Source organism: Bradyrhizobium sp. CCBAU 51745 (assembly GCF_028128715.1).
Classification (GTDB): domain Bacteria; phylum Pseudomonadota; class Alphaproteobacteria; order Rhizobiales; family Xanthobacteraceae; genus Bradyrhizobium; species Bradyrhizobium manausense.
The window spans coordinates 183,668-210,517 of the sequence record NZ_LBJP01000087.1 but is presented as its reverse complement, the minus strand read 5'-3'; the positions used below and the strand labels follow the sequence as shown (position 1 = coordinate 210,517).

Annotated in this window: 26 protein-coding genes; 14 read left to right on the top strand and 12 right to left on the bottom strand. The window is 64.0% G+C overall.

Annotated elements, in window-relative coordinates; translation table 11 throughout:
* Window positions 1–125 precede the first annotated feature (125 nt).
* A complete protein-coding gene (locus XH98_RS28900; RefSeq protein WP_271620625.1) occupies window positions 126–3,689 on the top strand; it encodes a bifunctional diguanylate cyclase/phosphodiesterase in 3,564 nt (1,187 codons plus the stop codon).
* Between the two features lie 139 nt (window positions 3,690–3,828).
* On the opposite strand, the gene XH98_RS28895 is transcribed toward XH98_RS28900, so the two are convergent.
* The gene (locus XH98_RS28895; protein ID WP_271620624.1) at window positions 3,829–4,635 is read right to left on the bottom strand and encodes a WecB/TagA/CpsF family glycosyltransferase; all 807 of its coding nucleotides are present in this window, start codon (window positions 4,633–4,635) and stop codon (window positions 3,829–3,831) included.
* Entirely contained in the window at window positions 4,628–6,919 is a 2,292-nt protein-coding gene (locus tag XH98_RS28890; protein ID WP_271620623.1) for an exopolysaccharide transport family protein, read from the bottom strand. The genes XH98_RS28895 and XH98_RS28890 overlap by 8 nt, the downstream gene beginning before the upstream one ends.
* 725 nt (window positions 6,920–7,644) lie before the next feature.
* Between XH98_RS28890 and XH98_RS28885 the strand changes: the two genes are divergently transcribed.
* Window positions 7,645–8,673, top strand: a complete 1,029-nt coding sequence (locus tag XH98_RS28885) for a glycosyltransferase family 2 protein (protein WP_271620622.1) — start codon at window positions 7,645–7,647, stop codon at window positions 8,671–8,673.
* Between the two features lie 18 nt (window positions 8,674–8,691).
* Here the strand turns inward: XH98_RS28885 and XH98_RS28880 are convergent, their stop codons facing one another.
* On the bottom strand, window positions 8,692–9,645 hold the full coding sequence (locus XH98_RS28880) for a glycosyltransferase (RefSeq protein WP_271620646.1): 954 nt from the start codon (window positions 9,643–9,645) through the stop codon (window positions 8,692–8,694).
* 250 nt (window positions 9,646–9,895) lie between these two features.
* Here XH98_RS28880 and XH98_RS28875 point away from each other — a divergent pair, with 250 nt between their 5' ends.
* The 4 genes from XH98_RS28875 (at window position 9,896) to XH98_RS28860 (ending at window position 14,631) form a co-directional block, all read left to right on the top strand.
* Window positions 9,896–10,963 carry a glycosyltransferase gene (locus XH98_RS28875; RefSeq protein WP_271620621.1) on the top strand — a complete coding sequence of 356 codons (1,068 nt, stop codon included), beginning with the start codon at window positions 9,896–9,898 and terminating at the stop codon, window positions 10,961–10,963.
* A 60-nt stretch (window positions 10,964–11,023) separates the two neighbouring features.
* On the top strand, window positions 11,024–12,376 hold the full coding sequence (locus XH98_RS28870) for an O-antigen ligase family protein (RefSeq protein ID WP_271620620.1): 1,353 nt from the start codon (window positions 11,024–11,026) through the stop codon (window positions 12,374–12,376).
* A 152-nt stretch (window positions 12,377–12,528) separates the two neighbouring features.
* Window positions 12,529–13,671, top strand: a complete 1,143-nt coding sequence (locus tag XH98_RS28865) for a GNAT family N-acetyltransferase (RefSeq protein ID WP_271620619.1) — start codon at window positions 12,529–12,531, stop codon at window positions 13,669–13,671.
* A 75-nt stretch (window positions 13,672–13,746) separates the two neighbouring features.
* Complete coding sequence (locus tag XH98_RS28860) at window positions 13,747–14,631, top strand: protein-L-isoaspartate O-methyltransferase family protein (RefSeq protein WP_271600740.1); 885 nt, start codon at window positions 13,747–13,749, stop codon at window positions 14,629–14,631.
* Window positions 14,632–14,635: 4 nt separating this feature from the next.
* Here the strand turns inward: XH98_RS28860 and XH98_RS28855 are convergent, their stop codons facing one another.
* The 3 genes from XH98_RS28855 to XH98_RS28845 form a co-directional block, all read right to left on the bottom strand.
* Window positions 14,636–14,770 carry a hypothetical protein gene (locus tag XH98_RS28855; RefSeq protein ID WP_271600739.1) on the bottom strand — a complete coding sequence of 45 codons (135 nt, stop codon included), beginning with the start codon at window positions 14,768–14,770 and terminating at the stop codon, window positions 14,636–14,638.
* 119 nt (window positions 14,771–14,889) lie between these two features.
* Window positions 14,890–15,489, bottom strand: a complete 600-nt coding sequence (gene wrbA, locus XH98_RS28850) for an NAD(P)H:quinone oxidoreductase (RefSeq protein ID WP_271620618.1) — start codon at window positions 15,487–15,489, stop codon at window positions 14,890–14,892.
* A gap of 139 nt (window positions 15,490–15,628) precedes the next feature.
* Window positions 15,629–16,327, bottom strand: a complete 699-nt coding sequence (locus XH98_RS28845) for a pirin family protein (protein WP_271600737.1) — start codon at window positions 16,325–16,327, stop codon at window positions 15,629–15,631.
* A gap of 128 nt (window positions 16,328–16,455) precedes the next feature.
* Between XH98_RS28845 and XH98_RS28840 the strand changes: the two genes are divergently transcribed.
* Window positions 16,456–17,391 (top strand): LysR family transcriptional regulator, encoded by a 936-nt coding sequence (locus XH98_RS28840; RefSeq protein WP_271600736.1) that lies wholly within the window; start codon window positions 16,456–16,458, stop codon window positions 17,389–17,391.
* Between the two features lie 716 nt (window positions 17,392–18,107).
* On the top strand, window positions 18,108–18,629 hold the full coding sequence (locus XH98_RS28835; protein ID WP_271620617.1) for an REP-associated tyrosine transposase: 522 nt from the start codon (window positions 18,108–18,110) through the stop codon (window positions 18,627–18,629).
* A gap of 239 nt (window positions 18,630–18,868) precedes the next feature.
* Here the strand turns inward: XH98_RS28835 and XH98_RS28830 are convergent, their stop codons facing one another.
* Window positions 18,869–19,126: a hypothetical protein gene (locus tag XH98_RS28830; RefSeq protein ID WP_057741890.1), complete on the bottom strand. Its 258-nt coding sequence runs from the start codon at window positions 19,124–19,126 to the stop codon at window positions 18,869–18,871.
* Between the two features lie 183 nt (window positions 19,127–19,309).
* On the opposite strand from XH98_RS28830, the gene XH98_RS28825 reads away from it, so the two are divergent.
* Both XH98_RS28825 and XH98_RS28820 read left to right on the top strand, forming a co-directional pair.
* The gene (locus XH98_RS28825) at window positions 19,310–20,296 is read left to right on the top strand and encodes a Bug family tripartite tricarboxylate transporter substrate binding protein (RefSeq protein WP_271600801.1); all 987 of its coding nucleotides are present in this window, start codon (window positions 19,310–19,312) and stop codon (window positions 20,294–20,296) included.
* A gap of 97 nt (window positions 20,297–20,393) precedes the next feature.
* A complete protein-coding gene (locus XH98_RS28820) occupies window positions 20,394–20,738 on the top strand; it encodes a hypothetical protein (RefSeq protein ID WP_271620616.1) in 345 nt (114 codons plus the stop codon).
* A 6-nt stretch (window positions 20,739–20,744) separates the two neighbouring features.
* Here XH98_RS28820 and XH98_RS28815 read toward each other — a convergent pair whose 3' ends face one another.
* Entirely contained in the window at window positions 20,745–21,569 is an 825-nt protein-coding gene (locus tag XH98_RS28815; protein WP_271620615.1) for an adenylate/guanylate cyclase domain-containing protein, read from the bottom strand.
* A gap of 195 nt (window positions 21,570–21,764) precedes the next feature.
* Here XH98_RS28815 and XH98_RS28810 point away from each other — a divergent pair, with 195 nt between their 5' ends.
* A complete protein-coding gene (locus XH98_RS28810) occupies window positions 21,765–22,001 on the top strand; it encodes a hypothetical protein (RefSeq protein WP_271620614.1) in 237 nt (78 codons plus the stop codon).
* 21 nt (window positions 22,002–22,022) lie between these two features.
* On the opposite strand, the gene XH98_RS28805 is transcribed toward XH98_RS28810, so the two are convergent.
* Both XH98_RS28805 and XH98_RS28800 read right to left on the bottom strand, forming a co-directional pair.
* Window positions 22,023–22,490, bottom strand: a complete 468-nt coding sequence (locus tag XH98_RS28805; RefSeq protein ID WP_271600732.1) for a YbaK/EbsC family protein — start codon at window positions 22,488–22,490, stop codon at window positions 22,023–22,025.
* A 46-nt stretch (window positions 22,491–22,536) separates the two neighbouring features.
* Window positions 22,537–23,274 carry a haloacid dehalogenase type II gene (locus XH98_RS28800; protein ID WP_271620613.1) on the bottom strand — a complete coding sequence of 246 codons (738 nt, stop codon included), beginning with the start codon at window positions 23,272–23,274 and terminating at the stop codon, window positions 22,537–22,539.
* Window positions 23,275–23,539: 265 nt separating this feature from the next.
* On the opposite strand from XH98_RS28800, the gene XH98_RS28795 reads away from it, so the two are divergent.
* Together XH98_RS28795 and XH98_RS28790 are read left to right on the top strand one after the other, a co-directional pair.
* Window positions 23,540–23,869, top strand: coding sequence for a hypothetical protein (locus XH98_RS28795; protein WP_271600730.1), 330 nt, complete (start codon window positions 23,540–23,542; stop codon window positions 23,867–23,869).
* Between the two features lie 154 nt (window positions 23,870–24,023).
* Window positions 24,024–24,725 (top strand): alpha/beta fold hydrolase, encoded by a 702-nt coding sequence (locus tag XH98_RS28790; protein ID WP_271600729.1) that lies wholly within the window; start codon window positions 24,024–24,026, stop codon window positions 24,723–24,725.
* A 111-nt stretch (window positions 24,726–24,836) separates the two neighbouring features.
* Here XH98_RS28790 and XH98_RS28785 read toward each other — a convergent pair whose 3' ends face one another.
* Both XH98_RS28785 and XH98_RS28780 read right to left on the bottom strand, forming a co-directional pair.
* Window positions 24,837–25,232 (bottom strand): GFA family protein, encoded by a 396-nt coding sequence (locus tag XH98_RS28785; RefSeq protein WP_271620612.1) that lies wholly within the window; start codon window positions 25,230–25,232, stop codon window positions 24,837–24,839.
* A 146-nt stretch (window positions 25,233–25,378) separates the two neighbouring features.
* Complete coding sequence (locus tag XH98_RS28780) at window positions 25,379–26,389, bottom strand: zinc-dependent alcohol dehydrogenase family protein (RefSeq protein WP_271600728.1); 1,011 nt, start codon at window positions 26,387–26,389, stop codon at window positions 25,379–25,381.
* 84 nt (window positions 26,390–26,473) lie between these two features.
* Here XH98_RS28780 and XH98_RS28775 point away from each other — a divergent pair, with 84 nt between their 5' ends.
* Window positions 26,474–26,821: a MerR family transcriptional regulator gene (locus tag XH98_RS28775; protein WP_271600727.1), complete on the top strand. Its 348-nt coding sequence runs from the start codon at window positions 26,474–26,476 to the stop codon at window positions 26,819–26,821.
* Window positions 26,822–26,850: the final 29 nt, after the last annotated feature.

The following is a 26,850-nucleotide window of genomic DNA, read 5'->3' as shown; positions in this document are numbered from 1 at the left end:
CAGCTATCATTCGCTGCTCGTTCACCCTGATTGGCGGTTTCCCTGCCGCAATAACGACCACTTAGGCGATCCCTATTCATAAGGTACCCGGGAAAAATCGGCAGAAATGCCCGGGAGTTGAGATCGTGTCGACGTCACTCGCGCGCACCTTTGCGGCGCTGAGCGCCATTAACGAAGCGATCCTCTACGCGAAATCGCCGGAGGAGCTGTACCAGAGGGTCTGCGACGCCGGGTTTTCCAGCGGAGACTTCATGGCCGTCGCGGTGTTCCTGGTGGAGCCGGAGGGCCAGCACCTGCGTTTCGCTGCCGGGCGTGGCGACGACGTGGCTCGCCTGCGCGCGCTCAAGATCACCACCGAAGCCGGCGCGCCCGAGGGCTTGGGTGTCGGCGGCGAGGCGTTTCGCACCCAGAAGCTCTGCATCAGCAACGACTATCTGAACGATCCGCGCTCGCTGGCATGGCGTGAAGGCGCGACCAAAGCGAATATCGGCGCCGCGGCGGCGCTACCGCTTCTGTGTAACGGCAGCAGCGTTGGTGTGCTGTACGTGACCCGCAGCGAGGCCAACTCGCTGAACGAGCAGATGGTGTCGCTGTTCGAGCGCATGTCGACCAACATTTCCTACGCGCTGGAGAATTTTGCGCGCGAGGCCGCGCGGCAGGCCAGCGAGCGGACGACGCGGCGGCTCAACCGCATGTTCGGCGCACTCAGCGCGACCAATGAAGCCATCCTTCGTGCAAAGAACGAGCAGGAGCTGTATCAGCTCGTCTGCGACGCCTCCGTGCACGGCGGCAAGTCACTGGCGACGTTCGTTCTGTTGAAGGAACCGGATTCGCACTGGTTGAAGCCCGTCGCCGGCACCGGCGAGAATCTGGAGATCGCGGCGCAGACACTTTACTCTACCGATCCCGACAATCCCTACGGCCGCGGCATTTCCGGCGAAGTGTTTCGAACACAGAAGCCCATTGTCGAGCGCGATCTCGCGCGTCGCACCAAGGGAACGCCGTGGGATCAGCCCAACGTCAACACCGGCGTCGCCGCGCTTGTCGCGGCGCCGCTGGTCAAGCGCGGCCAAAGCATCGGCGTCATCCTGGCCTTCCTCAGCCAGTCCTGGGCCGCCGACGGCGAAGTCGTCGGGCTGATGCTGCGCATCGCCGAGAATGTCTGCTTTGCGATCGACAATTTCGACCGCGAGGCCGAGAAGGCCCGGATCGCCGAGGAGGAGGAACGCCTGGCGCGCATGTATGCGGCGCTGAGCGCGACCAACGAGGCGATCCTGCGCGCCCATTCGCGTGCCGAGCTGTTCGATCTCGTTTGTGAAGCAACTGCCAAAGGCGCCAAATTCACCTCGGCCGCCATCGCGCTGGTCGATCACCAGGCCGAGCTGCTCCGCGTCGCCGCCTGTTACGGTCCGAACGCAGATGCGGTTCGCAACTTCAGATTTTCGACCTCGGATCAGGTGCCCGAAGGCCGCGGGTTGACTGGAACGGCTTTCCGTACCCGTCAGCCCTGCATCAGCAACGACGTGCTGTCCGACGACCGGATCAAGCCCTGGGCGGACAATGCCCGCCGCCACGGCATCGGATCAGCCGCGGCGTTGCCGCTGTTCAACGGCGACCGTATCGAGGGCGTATTCGTGTTCAACTCGCCGGAGCGCGGCACCTTCACGCCGGAATTTGTCGAACTGCTGCAGCGGCTGCAGGCCAATGTCGCCTTTGCGCTCGACAATTTCGATCGGGCCGACGAACGTGCGCGGGCCGAAGCGCAGAAGGAGCGCCTGACGCGCATGTTCGCGGCGCTCAGCGCCACCAATGAAGCGATTGTGCGCGCCAAGTCTCGTACTGAGCTGTTCGAGCTCGTCTGCCGGGCCGCGTCCACCGGCGGCAAGTTTACCTCGACGACCATTGCGGTCGCCAGTGCCGACAGCGATCAGCTCGCGATCGTCGCAAGCGCGGGACCTTCCGCCGAGACCACCCGCAACGTCCGTCTCTCCGTCGACGCCGACCGGCCCGAAGGCCGTGGCATGAGCGGAACGGCGTTCCGCACCCGCCAGCCTTGCATCGTTAACGACTACGTCAACGACAGCCGCGTCAGCGCCTTCCATGCTGTCGTCCGGATCGACGGCGCGCGCTCCGGCGCGGCATTTCCGCTGATCACGCACGACAAGGCCGTTGGCGTCATGATCTACATGTCGACGGAACAGGACACCTTCACATCCGAGTTCGTCGAGTTGCTGCAGCGTCTCGCCGACAACGTCTCTTTCGCGATGGAGAATTTCGATCGCGCCGACGAGAAGAACAAAGCCGACGAGCGGATCGAATACCTCGCCTCGCATGACAGCCTGACCGATCTGCCGAACCGCGAGACCTTCAACGGGCTGCTGCGCGAAGCAATCGACAACGCGCAGCGCCATGATCACCGCTTCGCAGTGCTGTTTATCGATCTCGATCGCTTCAAGGTCATCAACGACTCGCTCGGGCACGAGGCCGGCGATTTGCTCCTGCTCGAGGTGGCAAATCGCTTGCGCGGCGCGCTACGGGCCAGCGACGTTGTGGCGCGCCTCGGCGGTGACGAGTTCGTGGTGATCCTCGATCAGTGCGGCGAGATCGACGATGTCCAACGCATCGCCGCCGGGCTGCTCGCCGCACTCGCCGAGCCGATGGAGCTCGCCGGTCACGAATGCCACACCACGGCGTCGATCGGCATCGCGATGTATCCGGCCAACGGCGCCGATGCACAGACGTTGACCAAGAACGCCGACATGGCGATGTACCTCGCCAAGGAAGACGGCAAGAACGGCTATCGCCTCTTCTCCAAGGAAGTAAAGACGCAGTCGATCGAACGTTTGTCGCTCGAAAGCGCGTTGCGCCGGGCGCTCGAACGGGAGCAGTTCTCGCTGAACTACCAGCCCAAGGTCGACATGGAGACGGGGCAGATCACCGGCGTGGAAGCGCTGCTCCGCTGGAACCACCCCGATCTCGGCAACGTCTCGCCGGCGCAGTTCATCCCGCTCGCGGAAGAAACCGGCCTGATCGTGCCGATCGGCCGCTGGGTGCTGAACGAAGCCTGCGCGCAGGCGATGGCCTGGCAGCGCCGCGGCCTGCTGCCGTTGTCGATGGCGGTGAACCTGTCGCCGCGGCAGTTCGCCGACGAGCATCTGTTGCAGGACGTCGACGAGGCGCTGGCGGCCTCCGGCATGTCGCCGGTGCTGCTCCAGCTCGAGGTCACCGAGAGCATGATGATGCGCAATGTCGGGCGTGCGCTGAAGGTGCTCGATGCGATCCAGAGCCGCGGCATCCGCTTGGCAATCGACGATTTCGGCACCGGCTATTCGTCGATGTCGCTGATGAAGCATTTCCCGATCGACACGATCAAGATCGACCGTTCCTTCGTGCGCGACCTGCCGCAGGATTCGGAGGACCAGGCGATCGCGCAGGCCATCATCAGCATGGGCAAGGCGCTCGGCATGACGGTGGTCGCCGAGGGCGTCGAGAATGCCGAGCAGGAGGCGTTCCTGCGCACCCATGGCTGCGACGAGATGCAGGGCTTCCTGATCTCCAGGCCGTTGCCGGCGAAGCAGGTGGCCGAGCTGCTGCGGCCGATCGAGCTGCCGATCGCGCCGCCGCTCCAGCCGGAGACGGACTTGGCCGTGGACGAGGCTGGACCGGTGTTGAAACGCGCAATCGTCTGACGGCTGCGCAACGCAATCGAGGCGGATGCGCTACAACATGATCCGGAAAAGCGTGCAGCGGTTTTTCGAAAAGATCATGCTCAAACAATAACCTAAAAGCGCGATTGTGATTCATCCTGATCACATCGCGCTTTAGGTCTCAGCGATTGATCGGCCGGTTGCGGCTGAAGAGAAGATAGATCGCGCGGGGATTGGTGGTCAGATAGCGCCAGAACAGACGGCGCGGCTCGAGCCAGGTGCGCCAGGCCCATTCAAGCCCGACCCTCTGCATCCATCGCGGCGCGCGGGAGCGGCTGCCCGACAGGAAGTTGAAGAGGCCGCCTGACGTCTTGATGACGCCGACATTGGTCAGCCGCGGCGTGTATTCCTCGACAAAAGCCTGCTCGTTGGGGACGCCGAGCGCCACCCACAGGAAGTCGGGCGCCAGCGCGTTGATCTCGTCGACCTTGGCCCGCAGCGCCTCGCCATGGAGATAGCCATGGCTGTATCCGACGATTTCGAGCCTCGAATACATGTTCTGGACGCGCCTGACGGCCGCGGCGTTCTCCTCCTCGCTGGCGCCGAACATGTAGAAGGTGCGACCGGTCACCTCCGCCTTGCGCGCGACGACATGGAACAGGTCGGTCGTGGCAACGCGCTCCGGCAATGGAAACCAGGACTGCAGCTTCGAGGCCGCCACCAGCGGCTGGCCGTCGGCATTGATCAGATCGGCGGCGCGGAACAGACGTTCGATCTGCGGCTCCGTCGAGCAGCGCGCCAGCACCTCGCCATTGGCGGAGGTCAGGTACAGCGGCCGGTTGATGCGGTGACGTTGATCGGTCGCAGCGATCATGAAGTCGGCGGTGGCTTCCAGGTCGAGCGCAGCCATGCGCAGGCCACCGACAGTGATCCGGGGCACGTCGGCGGTTGCGGCCCGACCTTCGAGATTGACGCGGCGCTCAAGCATATTGTTTGCCTCGCTGGAGCGTTTGGGTTGCCGGGGTGAGCTCGTCGAGCACGACGCCGACAAGCTTGCGCTGGGCGGCGCCGAGCGCGGTCAGGATCTCTTCCATGCTGTCGTTGATGTCGTGGCTGGTCGGCAGCACCGCCACCAGCGCGTCAGCGCCATCGAGCAGCTTGCGGCCGGCGGCCGAGAGCGGCATCGCGGGGCCGTCGAGAATGACGAGGTCATAACCGCCGGCCGCGCGCGCCTGCGCGATTGCCTTGCGGATCGACTCAGTGGCCTTGCCGGCATCGGTCTCGGTCGCCGGCAGCACCGAGATGCCGTTCACGGTCTTGATCTCGCGCGCGGCCTTGCTGCCGATCGAGAACCAGCCCACCTTGCCGGTTTCGGTCTTGCCTGGGCGTTTGATCCTGTTCGAGAGCGCGTGTGATTGATGGTCGGCATCGATCATCAGCACGCGGCTGCCGTCGCGCGCGGCCGCGAGCGCGAAGTTCAACGTGGTCACGCTGCGCTCCGGGGTCTGGCCGGCCCCGACCAGCGCAATCACGGGCATCGTCTTGCTGCCGGCGCGGCGCGCCATCGCCGCACGCATGTCGCGCAGCGCGTTGAGCAGCGTCGTCAACGGAAATCCGGGCCGGAGTGTCGGCCAGCCGATTCGGGTCAGGTCGACGCCGCTGCCGGTTGCGAGAATGGCGCCGAGCGTGCGGATCACGTCTGCCTCCTGGAGCCGGGCAATCAGCGGCTTCTCGACCAGCGCGAGCGCAGGCAGAGGCGCGGTGGCTTCGGCCTCAGGCATCGCGATTTCGGGCGCAGGCTTGCGTTCGCGGCGGCTCGGTTCGGGGGCGGTCGTGCCATTGAACAGATGCTCGGCCGCGACGAACCAGAAGATGGCGGCGAGCGCGCCGAAGCCGAAGCCGATCATTGCGAACAGGGTCATGCCCGGCGGGAACGAGCGGCGTTGCGGTATCGTGGCTTCGCCGATGACGCGCGCCGCCGAGGTGTTCAGGGTTTCCTGTTCCTCGGTCTCGCGCGAGCGCTTGAGAAATGACTGGTAGACATCGCGGCTGGCGTCGGCTTCGCGCTCGAGCTCGCGCAGGCGCACCGCCGCCTGGCTCAGCTGCACGCTCTGTCGCTTCTGCACCTCCAGCGCACGGTTGAGCGAGGCTTCGTAATCGCGGGCGCGGGTCAGGTCGTTCTTGGCGGACAGTGCGAAGCGATCGATCTCTTCGTTGATGGTGCGCTTGAGATCCTCGACCTGCTTCTCGGTCTGCCGCAGCGCCGGGTGGCGCGGGCCGAGTTCGGCGGTCTGCTCCGCATATTTCTTGCGGGCGTCGGCATATTGCGCGCGCAAATTGGCGATGGTCGGCGATTGCAGCGCTTCGGGGATTGCGCCCGCATCCGCGGCGGTCCGCTTGTTGGCCTCGATCTGGTCCAACCGCGCTTGGGCGTCCATCGTCGCTGCGCGGGCCGCGGACAGGCGCTGGTTGCTGGAGGAGAGTTGCTGATCGGAGATCAGCGAATCCTGGGTGCCGACGAAATTGTTCTGGGCCTTGTAGTTGGCAAGCGCGGTCTCGGCATTGCGCAGCCGCTCGCGCAGCTCCTTCAGCCGGCCCGACAATTCGCTGGTGGCGCGCCGCGCCGCCAGGGCCTGGGAGTTGCGGGATTCCGTGAGGTAGGTGCTGGTCAGGGTGTTGGCCAGCATCGCCGCCTTCGCCGGATCGGTCGACCAGACCTCGATGTCGACGATAAAGCTCTTTTCGGTCTTGCGGATCGTGATGTGCTTGTTCAGCGCGTCGAGCGCGGCGAGCTGCACCTCCTTGGCTTCCGCAGCGGAAGGCGTGCGGGGCTGGAGGCCGACCAGGCCGAGCAAGGAGGCAGCCAGGGTCTTGCCGTCGCTGCCGCCGAATTCCGGATCCTTGTCGAGACCTGCCTGCTGGATCACCTGCAGCAGAACGCTGTTGGAGGTGATGAGGCGCGCCTGGCTCTCCACCAGCATGGACATGCCGGAGACGTCCTGCGCGCGCGGCGTCAGCTCGCGATCGACCAGTTGAAGCTCGCGGGGATCGACATAGAGCTGCGCGGTCGCGGTGTAGCGGGGTGCCAAGCTCTTGCCGACGACGACGGCGAGGCACGCGCCGATCAGTGCCGCGGAGGCAATCGCGATCCTGCGCCGCCACAGCAGGCTGGCGAGCTCCAGCACGTTGAAGCTGGACCCGGATCTCCGCCGCGAGGCTTCCGACGCGGTCGGATTTTTGGCCCGATCGATCGGCTGGTTGTAGTCAAGCATAGTCCCCAGCTTTCATTGCAACGGTCGCGGGCTGAGGGGTTACTCTTCGCTTTACGCCTCGCACCGGGGATATAGGTGCCCAATCAACGCAACAGGGAAAATTAACCATACTCATTGAGGGACTATTCACCGAAATGGCAAACAAAGCGTTTAAGGGCACGCCGCCTCTTGCCGCGTCGTTGGGCCGCCTCGGTGCCGCCAGCCCTCCAGTGATTAACGGTTCGTTACCATGCGTGCCCGGCGGCGCGCACATCGGCAGCACGGCGGCGCCGTCGAAGGCTTCGAGCTTCGGCAGCGTCGCCGTCGCGAGATCGATCGTTGCTGACCTGCCCATTGTTTCCAACCGCGCTTGTTCGACTTAAATTTACAGGAAAAATCTCGCGACCTCGAAGAGCAAATCCGGTGCCGCGGGGCATCACCGATCGCGGTGCTTACAGCTGGGTTAATCAGACCCCGCGTTAACTACGGCATCGTTCATGCCTGCGCCGCTGGCGCGTGATGGACCGCGAATTGCAGTGTGAGGCGCGACGGAATTTGCAGGAAAAAGCACGCGAAGCGGTCAAGCGCATGACAGGACGCCTCACTGACGCGACATCGCCGTCGCGGTGCAATTTGATCACGCGGGCAGGCCGCTCATATTGGGACGCATCTGTCCCGTGCGGCCGTGCCGTCGCGGGACAGTGGAGGCAGGGCTTTCTCAACATATCTCAGGCATTGAGAACGCAATGACGCTGATCCCGACAGATTTGTCCGCCAGCCGGATCTCAGACGCGGTGCGCGATCCCTTCAGGGAGATCGCGACGAGTTCGCGCGTTATCGACCTCTCGGTCGGCATCGTCGTCTGCATTCCCTGTTTCCGCCGACCTGAACATCTGCGGCTGACGCTGGATTCGCTGGTCAACCAGCGCACCCCGCGCTCATTCGCGGTGGTCATGGTTGAGAACGATGCGGCAGCACGCGCGAGCGCGCCGGTGGCTGCGGAATACCTCGTGTCAGGCAAACTCCAGGGCATCTGTCTGGTCGAGAAGCGGCAGGGCAATTGCCGGGCGATCAACGCCGCGTTCGAGACGGCGCAGGCGGTGTTTCCCGCCGCGACCCGCTTCCTGATGATCGACGACGACGAGATCGCTTCGCCCGATTGGCTCGAGCTGATGGTTCGCACGGCGGAGGCGACCGGTGCCGACATTGTCGGCGGACCGGTGCTGCCCGCGTTTGACGATGACAGCCAGCCCTGGCTCGCGCGTCATCCCGCGTTCTGCCCTGCCTACGATTACACCGGTGCTGTGCCGATGATCTATGGCTGCGGCAATTGCCTGATCACGCGCGCTGCGTTCGACCGGCTCGGCAGCCCCGCCTTCGATCTGCAGTTCAATTTTCTCGGCGGCGGCGATTGCGACTTCTTCTATCGCGGCCGCAATGCCGGCATGATCTTCCACTGGACCGCGGAAGCCGTCATCACCGAGACCGTGCCGCAAAGCCGCACTGACTTCGGCTGGATCGCCAGGCGAGGCCTGCGCATCGGGGTCATCAACTATCGTGTGCGATCCAAGGCCGCGCACGGTGCGTCGGCACGGGCGCGCCTGTTTGCGCAGACGCTCGGACGGCTGCCGCTGTCTCTGGTCCGCTCGCTCCGCTTGCTGACGTCATCGAAAGCGGTCGTCGCGATGCACCCCATGATGGTGGCCGTCGGGTCCACGCTCGCGGCTTTCGGTTACGATCCGAAGCCCTATCAGGCCTCGAACACCGTCTCCTGACGGGTTGGCGCAGAGACGCTAGATCCCAAGCCAGGAAAGCGCGATCTTGATCGCGGACCGCGGCATCGCCTTGAGCGATCGCTGCCCGACCATGCCGAGATAGGCAAGCGCCTCGCGATATCGCCCGAAGCGGACCGCCTGCGTCGCGGCATAGGTGACGAGATGGATCTCGGCCGCCTGCCGCAGCCGCGCAGCCGCGCCCGATGGCAGCTTGCCCAGGATGAGCTCGTCACCGAACACGCGCGCCACCGCCGGGAAGAAATCCTGCGGCGTCCGCGCTGCCGCATGCATCGTATTGGCCGTGTGCAGCCGATAATCGAGCAGAAGCTTGGGCACATAGGCGAATTCGCCCGTTGCGGCGAGCCGGCACCAGCAGTGCCAGTCCTCGCAATAGCGCAGTGAAACGTCGAAGCCGCCGCTGGTGCGGAAGGCATCTGCGCGAATCAGCATGATGCCGCCGTTGACGATGAAATTGCCGCCGGCGAGCCGTTCCAGCACATTGCCCGAGGGCTTGAGCCGTCCCTTCAAGAGATCGCGGCGGCCGATCGTTCGCCCGGCGCTGTCGATGGTGTTGTAGTCGCCATAGACCAGAACCGCCTGCGGCGCGGTCCTGGCCGTCGCCAGCAATGTCTTGACCGCGTCGGGCCGCAGGCGATCATCCGCATCGAGGAAGAGCAGCCAGTCCCCGCGCGCGTTGCGGGCACCGAGGTTGCGTGCGGCCGACACGCCGCTGGCGTCGTTCCGCATCAGGCGCAGCCGCGGCTCGCGGATGGCGCGGACGATTGCGTCGGTGCCGTCGGTGGAGCCGTCGTCGACGACGATGATCTCGCCGACGCCGCCCTGCATGAGCGCGCTCTCGATGGCTTCGCCGATATAGGCTGCGGCATTCTTCGCCGGGATGACAACCGACACGGCAGGCGACGTCGCGCGCGCGTCCGCCGCCACCGAGGCTGTGGTCGCTGCATCGAGCATGGCATCGGCGAGAGGCAAGCGGGGGCTCGTCGTGTTTAAGGATCTGTTAACCAGGCGGCCTGCAGCCGCGGTCCTGGCGTGCGCAGATGATACCCGGATAAGAACCAAATCGGTGTTGCGGACGCGGCCCAAATCACCGGTTTCGTAGATTAGCGTTAAACCCAGGGCGTTAAGTCTGTCGCTGATTTCGACAGGTGCGACAGCCGGTCTCGTGCGACACTACAGCCCTTGATGCCGCGGATGGATGAAAGTGCCCGCAAAGACGTTCGACTACGATCCTGACGACATGATCCTCAACCTGTTCTACGAGGACAAGGACGATCGCTGGTTTCCCGGCGACCGCCATCTGCGTCGCATGGCGCGCAAGATGCTGTTTGGTGAGCCGCGCATGAGCGGGCAGCTGCGCGTGTTCCTCAATCTCTGCGCCGGGCTCGACCGGCTCGGCATCCGCTATCGCGTCAACGACTACGGCTACATCGCGCAACATCAGGAAGAAGTCGCCTGCATCATCGGTCGCGCCTTCCTGCTCGACAAGTTTGCGTGGAAGAACCCGATCCTGCTTGGCGTTTGTGCCTATAACCATCCGTTCGACGATCCTGACCTGTTCAGGCGGCTTCCAGTCAGGAAATTCCTGGTGCCCGGTCCGTGGTATGCCGAGATGTACCGGCCGCATTGGCCTGAGACGGAAGCCTGGCCCGTCGGCATCGACACGGATCACTGGGCGCCGTCGCGCCCGCGCGACAAGACCGTCGACGTCCTGATCTACGACAAGCTCAGCCTGGATCGCGAGCGGCACGTGCCGGAGCTGCTCGAGCCGGTTCGCGCAAGGCTGACGAGGGAAGGCCGCTCCTTCACCGAGCTGCGTTACGGCAGCTACAAGGAGGAGGACTACCGGTCCGCGCTGGCACGCTCGCGCGCGATGATCTTCCTGTGCCAGAACGAGAGCCAGGGCATTGCCTATCAGCAGGCGCTGTCCTGCGGCGTGCCGGTGTTTGCCTGGGATCCCGGCGGTCCGTGGCGGGATCCCGACTATTACCCGCACCGCGTCCAGTTCGCGCCCGTCTCGTCGGTGCCCTATTGGGATGATCGCTGCGGGCTCAAGTTCACCGACCACGCCGGCTTCGAGGAGCGCTGGACCGATTTCTGGGCGGGCTGCACCGCGGGAAAATTCGATCCGCGCGGCTACATCGTGGACAATCTGACGCTGGAGCAGCGCGCGCTGCAATATTACGAAATCGCGCGCAGCGTCGCGCGGCAGAGCCTGGTCCCTGCCGCCTCGGGCGGGCTGGTTGACGGATGGTTAACGGGGATGGGCTAGACCCGGTGTAGCCCGGTGTAGACCCTTGGAGTCCCCCATCGTCCCGGCAGGCCTTGAGGCATGAATCGCAGCGCCGCAGACATGACCGACGTCGAGGCCCGCTCGCTGGGCGAGGCGCTGCGCAATGCGCTGGCGAAGTTCGACGTCGCGAGCACGGCGCGTTGTCTTGTTGCCGTTGCAAGCCTGCTGCTGGTCCTGATCACGCTCGATCCGTTTGCCGATCTGCGCAACCCCGACGTCGCCGCCATCGTCAGCGGACGATTGGCGACGACCTACGTCTCGTTCGGATTGCTGGCCGCGATCGCGGTGCTGCTCACCTTCACGACCGACGCGCCCTCGCTCAGAAGCCTGGTCACGCCGCTGCATCTCTGCCTGATCGGCTGGATGATGATCAATCTCGCATTCTCCGAGAGCCGCGAGATCTCGATCCAGCGCTTCGTGCTCGCGGCCAGCGCAACCACGCTGGCTATCCTGCTGCCGCTGCTGCCGCCGACGCAGCGAAGCTTCGATCTGTGCCTCGGCGGCGCCGCGCTGGTGCTGCTGGTGATATGCTATCTCGGCATCATCCTTGCCCCGCAATATTCGATCCACACCGCGCTCGACATCACCGAGCCGCAGCTTGCCGGCGACTGGCGCGGCAGCTTCGGCCACAAGAACATCGCCTCGCCGGTGATGTCGATCCTGGTCTATACAGGCATTTACCTGACGGCCGTGGGCTCCTTCGTGATGGGGCCGGCGATCGCGCTGCTTTCCGGCATCTTTCTGATCTTCACCGGCGGCAAGACGTCCTCGGTGCTGTGTCTTGCGGTCTATGCGCTGGCATCGGTGGTCTATGCCATCAGAAGCCTGTGGCTGAAGCGGATCATCTGCTTCGCGCCGCTGATCGTGATGAACCTGCTGACGGTCGGCAGCGTCATGAGCCCGGTGCTCGGCGGCATCACGCGGGCGCTTCCGATCGACCCCACCTTCACCGGCCGTTCCGAGATCTGGGAGTTTGCGCTCGGAGCCGTTGCGGAAAAGCCGATCACCGGTCATGGCTATGCGGCGTTCTGGGACGGCGCGGCGGAAGGGAAGACCATCCAGGGCTCGGAATGGGCGGTGACCGCGGCGCACAGCCACAACAGCTATCTCGACCTTGCCGTCACCATCGGCCTGCCGGGCCTCTTGCTCGTCATCCTCATCTTCGTGCTCGCGCCGCTGCGCAATTTCCAGGAGGTCCAGGCCCACAATCGCAGCCATGCGCTGGGCAGGCTGTTCCTGACCATCTGGCTGTTCGGCCTCTACTTCGGAACGACCGAGACCTTCCTGGTCGAGCGGCAGAATCCGGTCTGGTTCATGTTCGCGCTTGCGGTCGCAGGGCTGCACTTTCTGGCCAGGTTCCAATGCGTCGCTCAAGGTGAACCCGATCGCTGACAATCTGTCGCAGCCGTGCGTCGGATATCGGCGCGGCTGAAAACATGCGCGCGGGCTGACGGTAACCGCTTAACGATAAGCAGCAACGTAACTTGTAGTCAGCGGCAAAACATCATCTATCTGGACGTGTTCATTAACTGTATGCCCCGCAAATGGCGTTTCTCAGCGTCGAGCAGCTAGACGGTCGGGCCTCAAGCGCGTCGGGAATCTCGGTCGAGTTCCTGCGCGACTGGCAACAGGCGGCATTGCGCCTGAACGGTGGGCATCGCACCGCGTTTCAACATGGTTACTGGCTGGGTGCCTGGTACGAGGCGTTTGAAGGCGTCGCGCCGCTGATCGCTGTCATCACCGACGCGGCGACGGCCAAGGACATCGCTGTCGTGCCGATGTTCAGCCACTTTAGGCGCGGCATCCGTATCGTCGAGTTTGCCGATCTCGGCGTCTCCGACAATAACGCTCCGATCGTTGCGGGGGATGCGAATTTCGATGCGGCCGGCGCCGAGGCGATCAGTGCGGCGCTGGTCGATGGCTTGCGCGCCTTGCCTGATCGTTTCGACCTGCTTCGCTTCAAGAAGATGCCGTCCTATGTCGGTGCCAAGCCGAACCCGCTGGTGTCGCTCGGCCGCTCCGGCTCCTGCTCGCTGAACGCCAATCTCGTGCTGACCGGCGATGACTATGCGGACTATCAGGCCTCGATCAAGCGCATGCAGATGCCGCGCTGCTGGCGCGTGTTCAACCGCCATGCCGGCGCCCGCTTCGAGATCGCGACCGACGTCGTACGCGCGCAGCAGCTTCTGGACGTGATCGACATCCAGCAGCAGGAGCGCATGCAGCAGATCGGCTTGCGGTTCGTCCTCAACGACGCGGCCCATTCCCGCTTCTACCGCGATGTCGCCCGTCGGGGCGTTGCGGAAGGCTATGCGGTCATTTCGGCGCTCGTCTGCGACGAGGGCATCGTCGCGACCGCGTTCGGCGTCAGATACGGCGCGACCTTCTATTTGCTGCGAATCGGCAATGCCGGCAAGCGATGGGCGAATTGCTCGCCGGGGCTGCTCGTGACCGAGCGCACCATGGCGGCCCTGCATGCGCAGGGCGTGCGGCGCTTCGATCTCAGCATCGGCAATCACGACTACAAGCGCCGCTTCGGCGCCGAGCCGTTGCCATTGACCGATGTCACCGTCGCGCTGTCCTGGCGCGGGCTGCCTTTTGTTCTGCGCGACCATGCCGCGCAGGGACTGCGCCGTCATCCAAGGCTTGCGGCCTTGGCCGCGCGGGCCATGGGCAAGGCGCGCTGAACCGTCGCCGGTTGCAGCGGTCGCTCGAATATCGCATGAATTGTGCTATCGTGACCGCCTCATTCAGGAGGCGACATGCACGATCGTTCGGACAAATATCGCGCGTTCTTTGCGCAATTGATCTGCGCCGCGGCCAGGGCCACGGACCCTCGCCTCGAGCAGGCCTTTCGCAAGGTGAGGCGCGAACCCTTCGCCGGGCCCGGGCCGTGGTCGATCACACTGGGCGGCCATCCCTATGTCGTGACGCCCGACGACGATCCCGCCTTCCTCTATCAGAACACGCTGCTGGCGCTGGATCCGGCGCGGGGCATCAACATCGGCATGCCCGGCGCGCACGCGCATTGGCTCAGCGGCTGCGGTGTCAAGGAAGGAGAGACGGTGCTGCAGATCGGCGCGGGCACGGGCTATTACACCGCGATCCTCGCCGAGCTCGCCGGGCCTGGCGGTTGCGTCTACGCCTATGAGGTCGACGAACGGCTCGCAGCGCTTGCGCGCGAGAACCTGAAGGACATCGCCAATGTCGAGCTGCGCGCGCGCTCGGGCGTTGCCTCCGATCTGCCCGATGTCGACGTGATCTACGTCTGTGCGGGCGCGGCGCAGCCGGCGCCGGAATGGCTGGGGGCGCTGCGGCCCGGCGGCCGGCTGGTGTTTCCGCTGGCGCCCGCGGGCGTGCTCGGCGGCATGTTGATGATCACTCGCCCGCAGCAGGGCACGGCCTGGCCCGCGAAATTCCTGAGCCGCGCCCAGTTCATCGGCTGCGCCGGGCTTCAGGATGCGGAGGCGGGCCGGCGACTGGCCGAAGCGTTCGCAAAAGGCTGGGAGGGGGTGCAGTCGCTGCGGCGAGGCGAGGCGCCCGACGAGACCTGCTGGTTCGCCGGCGACGGCTGGTGGCTTTCGACGGCATCCGCATCTGCGCCTGATGTCAGCATCCCGCCGCACGCGGACATCACGCGGGCGTGACGGATTACGAGCCGGTGCACTCGGCGCAGTGAAACCGGCCGCGCGAGGCGCGAAACAGGCTGCGGCAATACCAGCGGCGCGCCAGCGCCTGGGCCGGCCTGCGGATCATCTGTGCAATCAAGAGAAGTTCGAAAGCCATCGCTATCGCAAAGTCCTGTCCGGAAGTCGTCTCGTTGTCGCTCATAGAGAAGGGGCGGCATTCCCGTGAGAGAATGCCGCCCGCGTCGCATCTGCCATGCAGCAGATTGAAGCCCTGGCCTAACCGTGCAGCTTCTTCGCGGTCTCCGCGATCTGGCGGCCCTGATAGCGCGCGCCGGCGAGCTCGTTGGCGCTGGGCTGGCGGCTGCCGTCGCCGCCGGTGATCGTGGTGGCGCCATAGGGCGCGCCGCCGGTGACCTCGTCGAGCTTCATCTGGCCGGCAAAGCCGTAGTTCATGCCGACGATCACCATGCCGAAATGCAGGAGGTTGGTGATGATCGAGAACAGCGTCGTCTCCTGGCCGCCATGCTGGGTCGCGCTTGCGGTGAAGGCGCCACCGACCTTGCCGTGCAGCGCGCCCTTGGCCCAGAGCCCGCCGGCCTGGTCGAGGAAGTTCGCCATCTGCGAGGCGATGCGGCCGAAGCGGGTGCCGGTGCCGACGATGATCGCATCGTAATTGGCGAGGTCTTCGATCTTGGCGATGGGGGCGGCCTGATCGACCTTGTAATACGAGGCTTTCGCGACTTCGGCCGGCACCAGCTCAGGCACGCGCTTGATGTCGACGGTGGCGCCGGCTTCGCGCGCGCCTTCCGCGACGGCATTCGCCATCGCTTCGATATGGCCATAGGCGGAATAATAGAGGACGAGAACTTTGGTCATGGTGGTCTCCGTTGGGTGACGAGTTTGATTGGTTGTTGAGGTCGTCATGCCCGGGCTTGTCCCGGGCATCCACGTTCTTGGTGACTCGCTGATGCGCGTGGATGGCCGGGACAAGCCCGGCCATGACGGAGAGAGCGGTTTACGCCGCGTCGACGAGCACGAGCTCGGAATCTTCGAGCGCCGTGATGGTCAGCTTGCTCTCGTCGCGGATCGCGGCCCCGTCGCGCGCATTGACGCGCACGCCGTTGACCTCGATCGCGCCGGCCGCGGGCACCAGATACAGGTGGCGCGCCTTGTGGGGCTCGTACTCCGCGCTCTCGCCGGCCTTCAGCGTGGTGGCGAGCACCCGCGCATCGGCGCGGATCGGCAGCGCGTCGGTGTCACCGTCAAGGCCGCTCGCGATGGTGACAAGCCTGCCGGAGCGATCCGCCTTCGGAAACGGTTTTGAGCCCCAGGTCGGCTGACCGCCGCGCGCCACAGGCTCGATCCAGATCTGGAAGATCCGGGTCCTGGTCGGCTCGAGATTGTACTCGGAATGGCGGATGCCGCTGCCGGCACTCATCACCTGCACGTCGCCCGCTTCCGTGCGGCCCTCGTTGCCGAGGCTGTCCTGATGGGTGATCGCGCCTTCGCGCACATAGGTGATGATCTCCATGTTGGCGTGGGGATGGGCGGGAAAGCCGGTGTTCGGCGCGATCTCGTCATCGTTCCACACCCGCAACGCGCCATGACCCATGTTGTTCGGATCGTAGTGACTGGCGAAGGAGAAATGATGCTTGGCTTTCAGCCAGCCGTGATCGGCGCCGCCGAGCTTATCGAAAGGTCTGAGTTCGATCATTTGCGTCATCCCCTGGGTTGGAGCAGTCCTCAATTCCTGATGGACCTTGGATAAGCCGTCGCCTGTGGTATAGAAATAGAAACTGTCGAAACACATTGTTTCCCAGGATAACCCTGACGGACCCAGCCATGGCAAAACTCCCCGATTTCGAGGCGCTCGCGATTTTTGCAAAAGTCGTGGAGCTACGGTCGTTTGCGGGGGCCGCCAGCGAGCTCACAATGTCCAAGGCGACAGTGTCCAAGGCTGTCACCCGCCTGGAGGAGCGGTTAGGGGCCCGCTTGTTCAACCGCACATCGCGGCGTCTCGCGCTGACCGATGCCGGCCATAAGCTCGCCGACCGCGCCACGCGGCTGCTTGCCGACGGCGAGGCAGCCGAGAACGAGGCCTTGGCGCAATCGGTGGCGCCGCGCGGGCTGGTGCGGTTGGCGGTGCCCATGACGTTCGGCATCAAGGCGGTGGCGCCGCTCTTGCCGGAGTTCTTCGAGACCTATCCGGAGGTCTCGGTCGATCTTCACTTGAGCGATGCGACCGTCGATCTGATCGGCGAAGGTTTCGACATCGCGGTGCGGATCGCGCGCCTGCCGGATTCCTCGCTGATCGCGCGCCGGCTGTTCACCATGCCGCGCTTCACCGTGGCCGCGCCGTCCTATCTCAGGAAGCACGGTCGTCCCACGCATCCGATGCATCTCGCCGAGCACAAATGCTTCGCTTACGCCTATCTCTCGACACCGAACCTCTGGCACTACACCAACGCCGCCGGCGAGCAGGCCAGCGTCCGTCCCGGCGGCCAGCTTCGCGTCAACAACGGTGAAGCCGTGATGCCCTCGCTCATCGCCGGCCTCGGCATCGCCGAGCTGCCCGAGTTCATCGTCGGCGACGCCATTTCGTCCGGCGCCGTCGAGGTCATCCTGAAAGACTGGAAGCAGGCCGAAGGCGCCGTGCACCTCGTCACTCCGCCCGGCGGCCCGCGCCCCGCGCGGGTCGAAGCGCTCGCTGATTTCCTGGCGGCGAAGCTGCCCGGCACCTGCAAGCGGAAGCCGCAGAAGCGTGCGAAGGCGGGATAGCCACTATGGAGGGCGTTAGTCTATCCTGCAAACAGCTATCGTAGGGCGGGCAAAGCGCAGCGTGCCCACGTCTTTGCCCCGGGGTAATCGCAAGCGTCTCGCCATCGGCGCCCACAAGGGACCGCCGTGCTTGCAGGGCTATGCCCGACAGTCGGGCAATTCGGCGAGTGACCGTGGGCACGGCGCGCCAAGAGCGCGCCTTTGCCCACCCTACGAGATCTCGCTAGTCCATCCCTCGAGCAAACTATCGTAGGGTGGGCAAAGCGAAGCGTGCCCACGTCTTTGCCCCGGGGTGATCGCAAGCGTCTCGCCATCGGCGCCCACAAGGGACCGCCGTGCTTGCAGGGCTATGCCCGACAGTCGGGCAATTCGGCGAGTGACCGTGGGCACGGCGCGCCAAGAGCGCGCCTTTGCCCACCCTACGAGATCTCGCTAGTCCATCCCTCGAGCAAACTATCGTAGGGTGGGCAAAGCGAAGCGTGCCCACGTCTTTGCCTCGGGGTCGCAAGCGTCTCGCCATCGGCGCCCACAAGGGACCGCCGTGCTTGCAGGGCTATGCCCGACAGTCGGGCAATTCGGCGAGTGAGCGTGGGCACGGCGCGCGAAGAGCGCGCCTTTGCCCACCCTACGAGATCTCGCTAGTCTATCCCTCGAGCAAACTATCGTAGGGTGGGCAAAGCGCAGCGTGCCCACGTCTTTGCCGCGGGGGATCGCCAGTGTCTCGATATCGGCGCGCACAGGGCAGCACGTTCTTCTTCACCGTCGTGCTCGCTGATCGCTCAACTACTCTCCTCGTGGACGATGTTGATCGCCTGAGACGAATTTATCAGACTGTCCAGCAGCGCCGCCCGTTCGAGACGGTCGCTATTTGTGTCCTTCCCGATCATCTCCATGCCATTTGGTCGCTTCCGGACCATGACGTCGACTTTTCATCGCGTTGGAATCTGATCAAAGGCGGCTTTTCGCGAGGTATGGAGGCCGGCTCGCCTTCAATGAGCAAATTGAAAAAACGCGAGAAGGGCATCTGGCAGCGCCGCTATTGGGAGCACGCGATCCGTGATGAAGAGGATTTGGAGAGACACGTCGATTACATTCACTTCAATCCCGTGAAGCACGGCCTCGTCACCCGGGTGCGCGATTGGTCTCTCAGCAGCTTCCATCGCTACGTGGAGCAGGGCACGCTTCCCGTGGATTGGGGCGGGGACATGCGTGATATTTCCGGGCAATTCGGCGAGTGAGCGTGGGCACGGCGCGCCAAGAGCGCGACTTTGCCCACCCTACGGCATCTCGTTACTATCGTAGGGTGGGCAAAGCGAAGCGTGCCCACGTCTTTGCCCGAGGGGATTGCAGGTGTCTCGATATCAGCGCGCACAGGGCGGATGTTCTTCCCTCTGTTCGCAGGGACATGTGCAATTCGGCGAGTGAGCGTGGGCACGGCGCGCCAAGAGCGCGCCTTTGCCCACCCTACGAGATCTCGCTACGACACCTTCACGCCATCGATCGCGACGATGCGCAGGCTCGGCTTGATCGTGTTCTCCAACTGCGTCTTCAATTCATGCACGCGCGGGTCGGTCGAGCGCGCGGCGCATACCGCGTATTGGTGCACCGATTGCGTCAGGGCGCGGCGGGCTTCCGGCGTTCGCGTTATCTCGGGCTTTGAAAGCCGCAGGACGATCGCCGCCAGGTTCACCAGCATCTCGTCCAGGGCGAGGTCAATGGTCGCAAGTTTTCCCACGGCACGTTCCCTCCTCACACTCCCTGCTGGGGCAACGGAGGGGGGAGGGATGCGTTCCGGACGAGGCCGAACATGGCTAACACTTCGTAAACGACTTGTTCTTGCGGCCTGTGACGCTAGGCTGGGAGCGAAACAAGAAAACAACGGGAGGGGGCTGCCATGAATCGACGCATGAATCGACGCATGGATCGACGTGACGTCTTGCGCGCCGTTGCCGCATTGCCAATGTTGCGGGCCGCGTTACCGGCGCCGGCCTTCGCGCAAACCTACCCCGTTCGCAACATCACCATGATCGTGCCATTCCCCGCCGGCGGCCAGGCCGATCTCGCCGCGCGCCCCGTCGCGCAGGCGCTGGAGCGGATCCTCGGCAAGTCCGTCATCGTCGACAACCGTGCCGGCGGCGCCGGCGGATCGGTCGGCAATGCCGCGGCCGCGCGCGCCGAGCCCGATGGCTACACCCTGCTGATGACATTGTCCTCGCTCGCGGTGTTGCCCGAGGCCGACCGGCTGTTCGACCGCCCCGTTGCCTACGAAATGTCGCAGTTCATGCCGATCGCGCGCGTGCTGGCCGATCCGACGCTGCTTGCGGTGCCGACTTCGGCGCCATGGAAGACGGCGCAGGAATTCGTCGCGGACGCGAAGAAACGCCCCGGCCAGATCACTTATGGTTCGTCCGGTCCCTATGGCACGCTGCATGTGGCGATGGAGATGTTCGCAAACAGCGCCGACATCAAATTGCTGCATGTGCCGTTCCGCGGCGCAGGGCCGGCGCTGACTGCGCTGCTCAGTGGTACCGTGCAGGCGATCGCGGCGGCGCCGGGCACGCTGAAGCCGCAGGTCGACGACGGCAAGCTGCGCGTGCTCGGCAATTGCGGTGCGCATCGCATCGCGAGCTTCCCCGACGTGCCGACCTTTCAGGAGTTGGGTTACAAGGATGTCGAGATGTACATCTGGGCCGGGCTGTTCGCACAGAGCGCGCTCCCCGCACCGGTCGCGAGCCGCTTGCGCGAAGCGATGGCGCAGGTGATGACGAGCCCGGACGTGCTCAAAACGTTCGACGCCTCGGGCAGCCTCGTCGCGTATCAGGATGCGCCCGAGTTCGCCAAGTTCGTCGCAACCGACAGCGCACGGCTGATCGCGGCGGTGAAGAAGATTGGCAGGGTGGAATAGGTTCCAGCCCCTTCCTCACATTTTGTTGTTGGTCCAGAACCTGTCCGCGCCTCATTGATTGAAAACAAATCGAGCGAGTTTGGAAGGGATTGGAACCATGCGAGAAGAGCGGATTGCGCTGGGTGTGGCGCTAGCGATTGGCATCGTCGCACAGGGCGTAGCCTCCGCTGAAGAATATCGTGGAACCCTGGAGCAGCAGATGGCCTGCACGCCCGACGTCTGGCGGCTGTGCAGCGACCAGATTCCGGATGTGAGCCGCATCACCGCTTGCCTGCGACAGAACACGCCGCAACTTTCCAGCGGCTGCCGCGCTGTGTTCCAGTCCAACAATCAGATGCCGCCGCAACAGCAAGTCCCGCGCAATCGGGCAGCGCCGCCGCCGCGCTATGACAATGCGCCGCCCCCTCAGCAGGTGCAGCCACGGCCCTATGACAATGATTAGCGCTGCCTAGCTTCTGTCCCGTTCCGGTCGACGTCCGAGCACCGTCCGCAAGGCGGCGCCGAGCAGGATGATCGCGACTGGCCAATGGAACCAGATCTTATGCGCGCCGGTGAACAGATTGATCGTGATCAGGAAGGCCGAGACGGTTAGCGCCACGGCGACCGGCCGCGGCAGCCTTCCCAGCCAATCCGAAACGGCATTCGTGGACGATGATGGCTCGCGCCTGTCGTCGATCCCCGGAGCGCGCGCGCTCTGTGATGGAGTCCGGTTTTCCTGCAAGGGGAGGCCGGCTTGCCCGGCGGCCTGGCCGCCCAGGGTCAGCCGATAGCTGGTCAGGGGCGCGATGTTCTTCATCGGGCGCTGGCCTAGACAGTCGAAACCAACGGATAATTTGTTGTGCACCTGGTCGTAGACGGAGCTCGAGATCACGACCCCGCCGGGGTCGGCGAGCTCCTGCAGCCGCGATGCGATATTGACCCCGTCACCATAGATGTTGGTGCCATCCACCATCACGTCGCCGAGATTGATGCCGATGCGAAACCGCATCGCGCTCGCTTGCGGCGCGACCGATTCCTGATCGGATATTTCCTGCTGAATCTCGATCGCGCTTTGCACGGCCTCGACCACGCTGGCGAACTCGGCGATCACGGCATCGCCCCAGGTATTCACGATGCGGCCGTCATGGCGCTCGACCAGTCGGGCGATGGCCGAGCGGGAGCGGCGCAGCGCCTCCAGCGTTCCGGCCTCGTCCGCTTCCATGAGTCGGGAATAGCCGTACACGTCAGCGCACAGCACGGTGGTCAGTCGTCGTTTCACCTTGTCGTCGGGCATGGTCCCCACATTAGAGCATGATCCGGAAAACCGTGCAGCGGTTTTCCGAGCTGACCGGCAAATGCATCAGGCATTGCATCTTGCGCCATCACGGTTCACAGACCGGCCGTCCCGTCCCGAAACCGTCATGTCAGTGCAACGAATTGCCCTCTGCCAGGTTGATTGCGGTCGCAGGCTGTGGATCGGAGGAATGTCATGTCCGAGACCAAATTCAAGACCAAATTCAAGACCGGAATTCCTGCTGCATCTTTCGTGATTGGCGCGCTGTTGCTCGGCGCACCTGCAATGGCAGCTCCAGTCACGCCTTTGTCCGGAGCCGCCAGGCCGATGGTGCAGGAGAGCGACCTGGTGCAGGCGCGTTTCGGCTGGCACTGGGGCCATTGGCATCGTGCAGGCTATCGCTGCCGGCCCTATTGCGGCTGGGGTGGCTAGATGTGAGATCCGCGCGGCGCGTTACGGCCTGACCTCGCAGACATCGACCCATTCAGCGGCGGTCAGCTCGGCCATCCGTTCCGGCGTGATGCGGACGGCGCTGTGGGTCGAGCCCGCGGCCGGCACCACCAATTCGTATGCCTTCAACGAGATGTCACAATAGACCGGCAGCGGTGATTTCAGCCCGAACGGGCAGACGCCGCCGACCTCGTGGCCGGTGATGTCGGCGACCTCTTCCAGCCCCAGCATCTTCGGCTTGCCGCCGAACTGCGCCTTCACCTTCCTGTTGTCCATGCGCGAGGTGCCGGCGGCGACGATCAGGATCACACGCTCGCCGATGCGCAAGGACAGCGTCTTGGCGATCATGCCGGGCTCGACGCCATAGGCTTCGGCGGCCAGCGCCACCGTCGCCGAGCTGATCGGGGATTCCATGACAGAGATATCGGGGGCTTTCTCGGCGAAGAAGGCGCGAACGGATTGAAGGCTCATTCCAATGGGCTCATCGAGGACTTACGGGCGGGCGGCAATGTCCGGGTCATCCCTTGATGATCCCGGGCAGGTCCGACAGCGAACGCATCAGATAGTCAGGCGCAAAGCCGAGCTCGTCCATCTGGGTGCGGATCGCCTTGAACATTGTCAGCGGTGCCACGAGTTCGGTCTCGACGCAAGCCAGTGCCATGGCCTCCGGCGTTATCAGCTCGATCCAGGCGACGTTCAGCCCGAATGACTTGGCGCCGGCGACGTCCCAGGGATTGGAGGAGACGAACAGCACCTCCTCAGGCCCGGTGCCGAGCACCTCGCCGATCAACTCATAGGCCTCCGGGCTCGGCTTGAAGATCTTCCTCGCGTCGACACTGATGGTGGCATCGAGCAGGCGGTCGAGCCCGGAATTGCGCACCAGGGCGTTCAGCATGTCCGGGCTGCCGTTGGAGAGGATGGCAAGCTTTCGCGGCTTCAAGGCGGTGAGCGCGGTGGTCGCGTCCGGATAGAGATCGAGATGCAGATATTTCTCGATGACGCGCTCAAAGGCCTCGTTGTCATAAGCGAGCCCAAGCATGCGGAGCGTATAAGCCAGCGAGTCGCGTGTCACGGCGGCAAAATCCCGATAGCGCCGCATCAGTGAGCGCAGCCAGGTGTATTCGAGCTGCTTGATCCGCCAGACCTGCGTGATGATCTCGCCATAGCCGGGAAAGGCCTCTTCGGTGATGTCAGCGACCGACTGGATGTCGTAGAGCGTCCCGTAGGCGTCGAACACGACGGCTTTGATGCTCATGGGCTGTCCTTTCGGGCGGTGTGGTCACAACAATCCCGCTTGGGAGAGTGCGTGTATCGTCAGCTTACCAAAGGACAGCGGAGCTTGGCCACTGCAAGGGGATTGCGATCCAACCATCCCATGAGATTCGTACGCACTAGAAGATGAATAGGCCCGCGCGCATATCGTCAGCACCTGGGCTCCCTTCGGAACTTTGCCGGTGCCTCTTCGTTCCCGTTAGCGGGCACGAACGTAGGCTGGCGCGATGAAATGGATGTTGGTCGTCTTGGTCGGCGGCATCTCACCCGTCAACACCGATCTGGTGTTCGACAAGTTCAGTGATTGCCTTTCCGCTGAGGAGCAGATGCGGCAGCACTATGCTGACGCGTTCGATGCCTGGGATCGCACGGCTGCGGCAAGGATCGACCGCCGCAGCGACTACAAGAAAGCCCGCGATATCGAGGCCAAACGGCTGCTCAGCAATGTAGGGACGTGCGTCCCGCACGGCGGCGGCGATTCGTTGCCGGTCACAGCAGCACCGCAACAGCAACCTTCTGCTCCGGCGTCGCAGCAGCCTGCCGCGACACCCTCGCCGCAGCCAACGCCGCGACCTTAGCGGCACCGATGGCGTCGCACGCCGTGACGTTTCGCTCGCTAAAGGAGACGCGGTTTGAGGCGTCTCCTTTCTGTCGATTCGGGTGATTTCGAAAGACGCAGCTGCGTCACTTCGACAGAATTGGGCTGCAATCGCGACTCCCCAGGGGGTGCCCATGTCCGTCACATCGAAGCCGACAATCGTCTTTTGTCACGGTATCTGGGCTGACGGCTCGTGCTTCAGCAAGGTCATTCCTGCGTTGCAGGCCGATGGCCACGAGGTCATCGCCGTCCAATATGGTCTGGACTCCTATGAAGAAGACCTTGCGACGGTGAAGCGCACGCTCAACCGCGTCGGCAGCCCGGTCCTGCTCGTCGGTCATTCCTATGGCGGAGCCACTATCACCGGCGCCGGCACTGATCCCCGCGTGGTTGGCCTCGTCTATATCGCAGCGGTGGCCCCCGATGCGGGCGAAACCGTGCAAGACCAGCTCAACAAATATCCGTCGGACATCTTCTCGCGCGTCGAGGTCGCGGACGGACGTGCCTGGATGCTGCCGAACGGCACCGAGTTCTTTGCCGGAGACCTTTCCGAGGCCGAGCAGAAGCTGGTATGGGCCACGCATTATGCGCCCGTCGCCGATCTGTTCCAGCAGCAGAAGCTGAGCGCAGAGAAGGTCGCGTGGAGGTCAAAGCCAAGCTGGTACATCCTCGCGACGCAGGACCACACCGTGCATCCCGACCTGCAACGCTGGGTCTCCAAGCGCATGGGCGCGACGGTCACCGAGGTGGCAAGCAGCCACGTGCCGATGCTCTCCCAGCCCGACGTCGTGATCGACGTCATCCGCAAGGCGGCAGCTGCCGTTCAAGAAGGCTGATCGAAGCGCGTGTACTTGCCGAGCGTCCTTGGCATGGGCGAGTCCGTAGGATGGGTTGAGCCCTTGCGAAACCCATCGCCTGACGAACGGAGCCTCCAGCAGTTGTTGGACCTATTCAGAGTGAGGAGGCACGTCCTTCTCATGTTGTGACGCTGCTTCGATCGGAGGCTGCCATGGCTCGCGCCGGATGATCCAACCTTCGTCGATCGGAGCAATGCCGCTGGGGACGCTGTCCAGGGTGCCGATGTATATCTCGACTTGCCGTTCGTTCCGGCTGAACAGGCGAGATCCGCAATTCGGACAAAAGCTTCGTCCCCGATACGTCTGTACCTTGCCGCTATATTCAAATTGCGCCGGTCGCCAATCGGCGTAGGCAAGAAAAGCCGAGCCCGTCACCTTGCGGCAATCGGCGCAATGACAGAGCCCGCTCTTGAAGGGATCGCCTCTCACGGAATAGCGGACGTCTCCGCACAGGCATCCGCCTGCCCTGATGATCTCGGTAGCCATGAACACTCCGCTCGGGCAAACCGTGCTACGGAGCTAACGTGCCGCGGCCCATTTTGTTGCCGGCGGCGTTCAATCGGCGATCGGCCTCGATGCTGAACGAGCGAGCGCAGGCAAGCGGAAAAGGTGGAGCAAGGCCGCCTTGGCCTCTAGAACTCTACGACGACCTTGCCGAAATGCGAGCCGCTCCGCAGGCGAGCATAGGCTTCTGGGACTTCCGCGAAACCAAAGACGCGATCCACGATCGGGTGGATCGCATGGCCGGTCAGGAAGCTGTTCATCGCCACCAAATGTTCGGCCGATCCAACGGTGACACCAATGATGTCGGCGTTCTCCCATTGCAGGCGGGCGAGGTCTGGTTTCGGGCCGAACCCGGTCAAGACGCCAATCTGGATGATCTTGCCGCCCGACGCGACGGAGCGAAGCGACCGGTCATAGGTACCGGGGCCGCCAAGTTCGAGAATGTGACTAGCACCTTCGCCATCAGTGGCTTTCATCACAGCGGCGTCCCAGTCGGGCGTGTCGCGGTAGTTGATGAGGATCGAGCCGCCCAGCATCCTGGCGCGGGCGAGTTTCTCGTCCGAGGACGAGATCACGATTGCGCGTGCGCCGAGCGCCGTCGCGAATTGAAGGCCGAACAGTGCAACCCCACCAGTTCCCTGGACAAGCAGCGTGTCGCCTTTGCGCATCCCGCCGCGTGTGATCAGGCCGTGCCAGACCGTAACGCCGGCACAGGGCAATGTCGCCGCCTCGACCGAGGACAGATGCGGCGGCACGGCGACGAGCGCGGTCGCAGGCAGCACGACATATTCTGCGAGCATTCCGTCCGTCGAGGTGCCACCGAGGGACGACGAAACGTAGCTGGACTTGAATGGCCCCGAGACCCAATCGCGAAAGAATGACGCAGCAACGCGATCGCCGACCTGCCATTGCACGACGTTAGAACCAATTGCGTCAACGATGCCCGCACCGTCGGAGAGCGGCACGCGGCCGTTGAGCCCGGTTTGTCCTGCACGGTCGAGGGTGATCAGGTCTCGGTAGTTGAGACTGGCCGCTTCGACGCGGATGCGAACCTCTCCGTCGGCGGGTTCAGGTTTGCCGAGATCGACGCGTACGAGGCGGCCAGCACCTGCATGGCCATTCAAATGGTAGGCTTTCATCGTTGCACCCTTCACAAGTGGCATGACTTGGATGGGCACAGTCTGTAGGGTCTGACAGCACTGTCAGGGTCAAGAGGTTTTCAAATGAAAATTGGCGAACTCTCACGGCGGACTGGGGTCAGTGTGCGGATGTTGCGATATTACGAGGCCGAAGGGCTGCTAGCGCCGCAGCGGACCGGCTCCGGTTATCGCGATTATGGTCCGGCGGAAGAGGAGACGGTGCGGCGGATCAAGATGCTTGGCGCAGCCGGGATGACGCTTGAGACGATCCAGCAGCTGCTTCCATGTGTGCGCAACAACGACCCGGCCTTCACACCGTGCAACGAGCTGCGAAGAATACTCGCTCAGCAGGTCGGCCTGATTGACGAACGAATCGAGACGCTCAGCCAAAGCCGGACAATTCTGGCCGGCTATCTGGCGAGCGTGAACTGATCGCGCTGACACGCCGACGTCCGCTCTCG

Bases quoted from the DNA above. Each gene is read 5' to 3' on its own strand.
- wrbA (WP_271620618.1), bottom strand. From the start codon at position 15,489: ATGACCAAAGTTCTCGTCCTCTATTATTCCGCCTATGGCCATATCGAA.
- XH98_RS28890 (WP_271620623.1), bottom strand. From the start codon at position 6,919: ATGCTTGACTACAACCAGCCGATCGATCGGGCCAAAAATCCGACCGCG.
- XH98_RS28865 (WP_271620619.1), top strand. From the start codon at position 12,529: ATGGCGTTTCTCAGCGTCGAGCAGCTAGACGGTCGGGCCTCAAGCGCG.
- XH98_RS28805 (WP_271600732.1), bottom strand. From the start codon at position 22,490: ATGAGCCTTCAATCCGTTCGCGCCTTCTTCGCCGAGAAAGCCCCCGAT.
- XH98_RS28790 (WP_271600729.1), top strand. From the start codon at position 24,024: ATGTCCGTCACATCGAAGCCGACAATCGTCTTTTGTCACGGTATCTGG.
- XH98_RS28860 (WP_271600740.1), top strand. From the start codon at position 13,747: ATGCACGATCGTTCGGACAAATATCGCGCGTTCTTTGCGCAATTGATC.
- XH98_RS28800 (WP_271620613.1), bottom strand. From the start codon at position 23,274: ATGAGCATCAAAGCCGTCGTGTTCGACGCCTACGGGACGCTCTACGAC.
- XH98_RS28895 (WP_271620624.1), bottom strand. From the start codon at position 4,635: ATGCTTGAGCGCCGCGTCAATCTCGAAGGTCGGGCCGCAACCGCCGAC.
- XH98_RS28775 (WP_271600727.1), top strand. From the start codon at position 26,474: ATGAAAATTGGCGAACTCTCACGGCGGACTGGGGTCAGTGTGCGGATG.
- XH98_RS28880 (WP_271620646.1), bottom strand. From the start codon at position 9,645: ATGCTCGATGCAGCGACCACAGCCTCGGTGGCGGCGGACGCGCGCGCG.
- XH98_RS28810 (WP_271620614.1), top strand. From the start codon at position 21,765: ATGTCCGAGACCAAATTCAAGACCAAATTCAAGACCGGAATTCCTGCT.
- XH98_RS28855 (WP_271600739.1), bottom strand. From the start codon at position 14,770: ATGGCTTTCGAACTTCTCTTGATTGCACAGATGATCCGCAGGCCGGCC.
- XH98_RS28840 (WP_271600736.1), top strand. From the start codon at position 16,456: ATGGCAAAACTCCCCGATTTCGAGGCGCTCGCGATTTTTGCAAAAGTC.
- XH98_RS28780 (WP_271600728.1), bottom strand. From the start codon at position 26,389: ATGAAAGCCTACCATTTGAATGGCCATGCAGGTGCTGGCCGCCTCGTA.
- XH98_RS28870 (WP_271620620.1), top strand. From the start codon at position 11,024: ATGAATCGCAGCGCCGCAGACATGACCGACGTCGAGGCCCGCTCGCTG.
- XH98_RS28815 (WP_271620615.1), bottom strand. From the start codon at position 21,569: ATGCCCGACGACAAGGTGAAACGACGACTGACCACCGTGCTGTGCGCT.
- XH98_RS28820 (WP_271620616.1), top strand. From the start codon at position 20,394: ATGCGAGAAGAGCGGATTGCGCTGGGTGTGGCGCTAGCGATTGGCATC.
- XH98_RS28845 (WP_271600737.1), bottom strand. From the start codon at position 16,327: ATGATCGAACTCAGACCTTTCGATAAGCTCGGCGGCGCCGATCACGGC.
- XH98_RS28785 (WP_271620612.1), bottom strand. From the start codon at position 25,232: ATGGCTACCGAGATCATCAGGGCAGGCGGATGCCTGTGCGGAGACGTC.
- XH98_RS28885 (WP_271620622.1), top strand. From the start codon at position 7,645: ATGACGCTGATCCCGACAGATTTGTCCGCCAGCCGGATCTCAGACGCG.
- XH98_RS28825 (WP_271600801.1), top strand. From the start codon at position 19,310: ATGGATCGACGTGACGTCTTGCGCGCCGTTGCCGCATTGCCAATGTTG.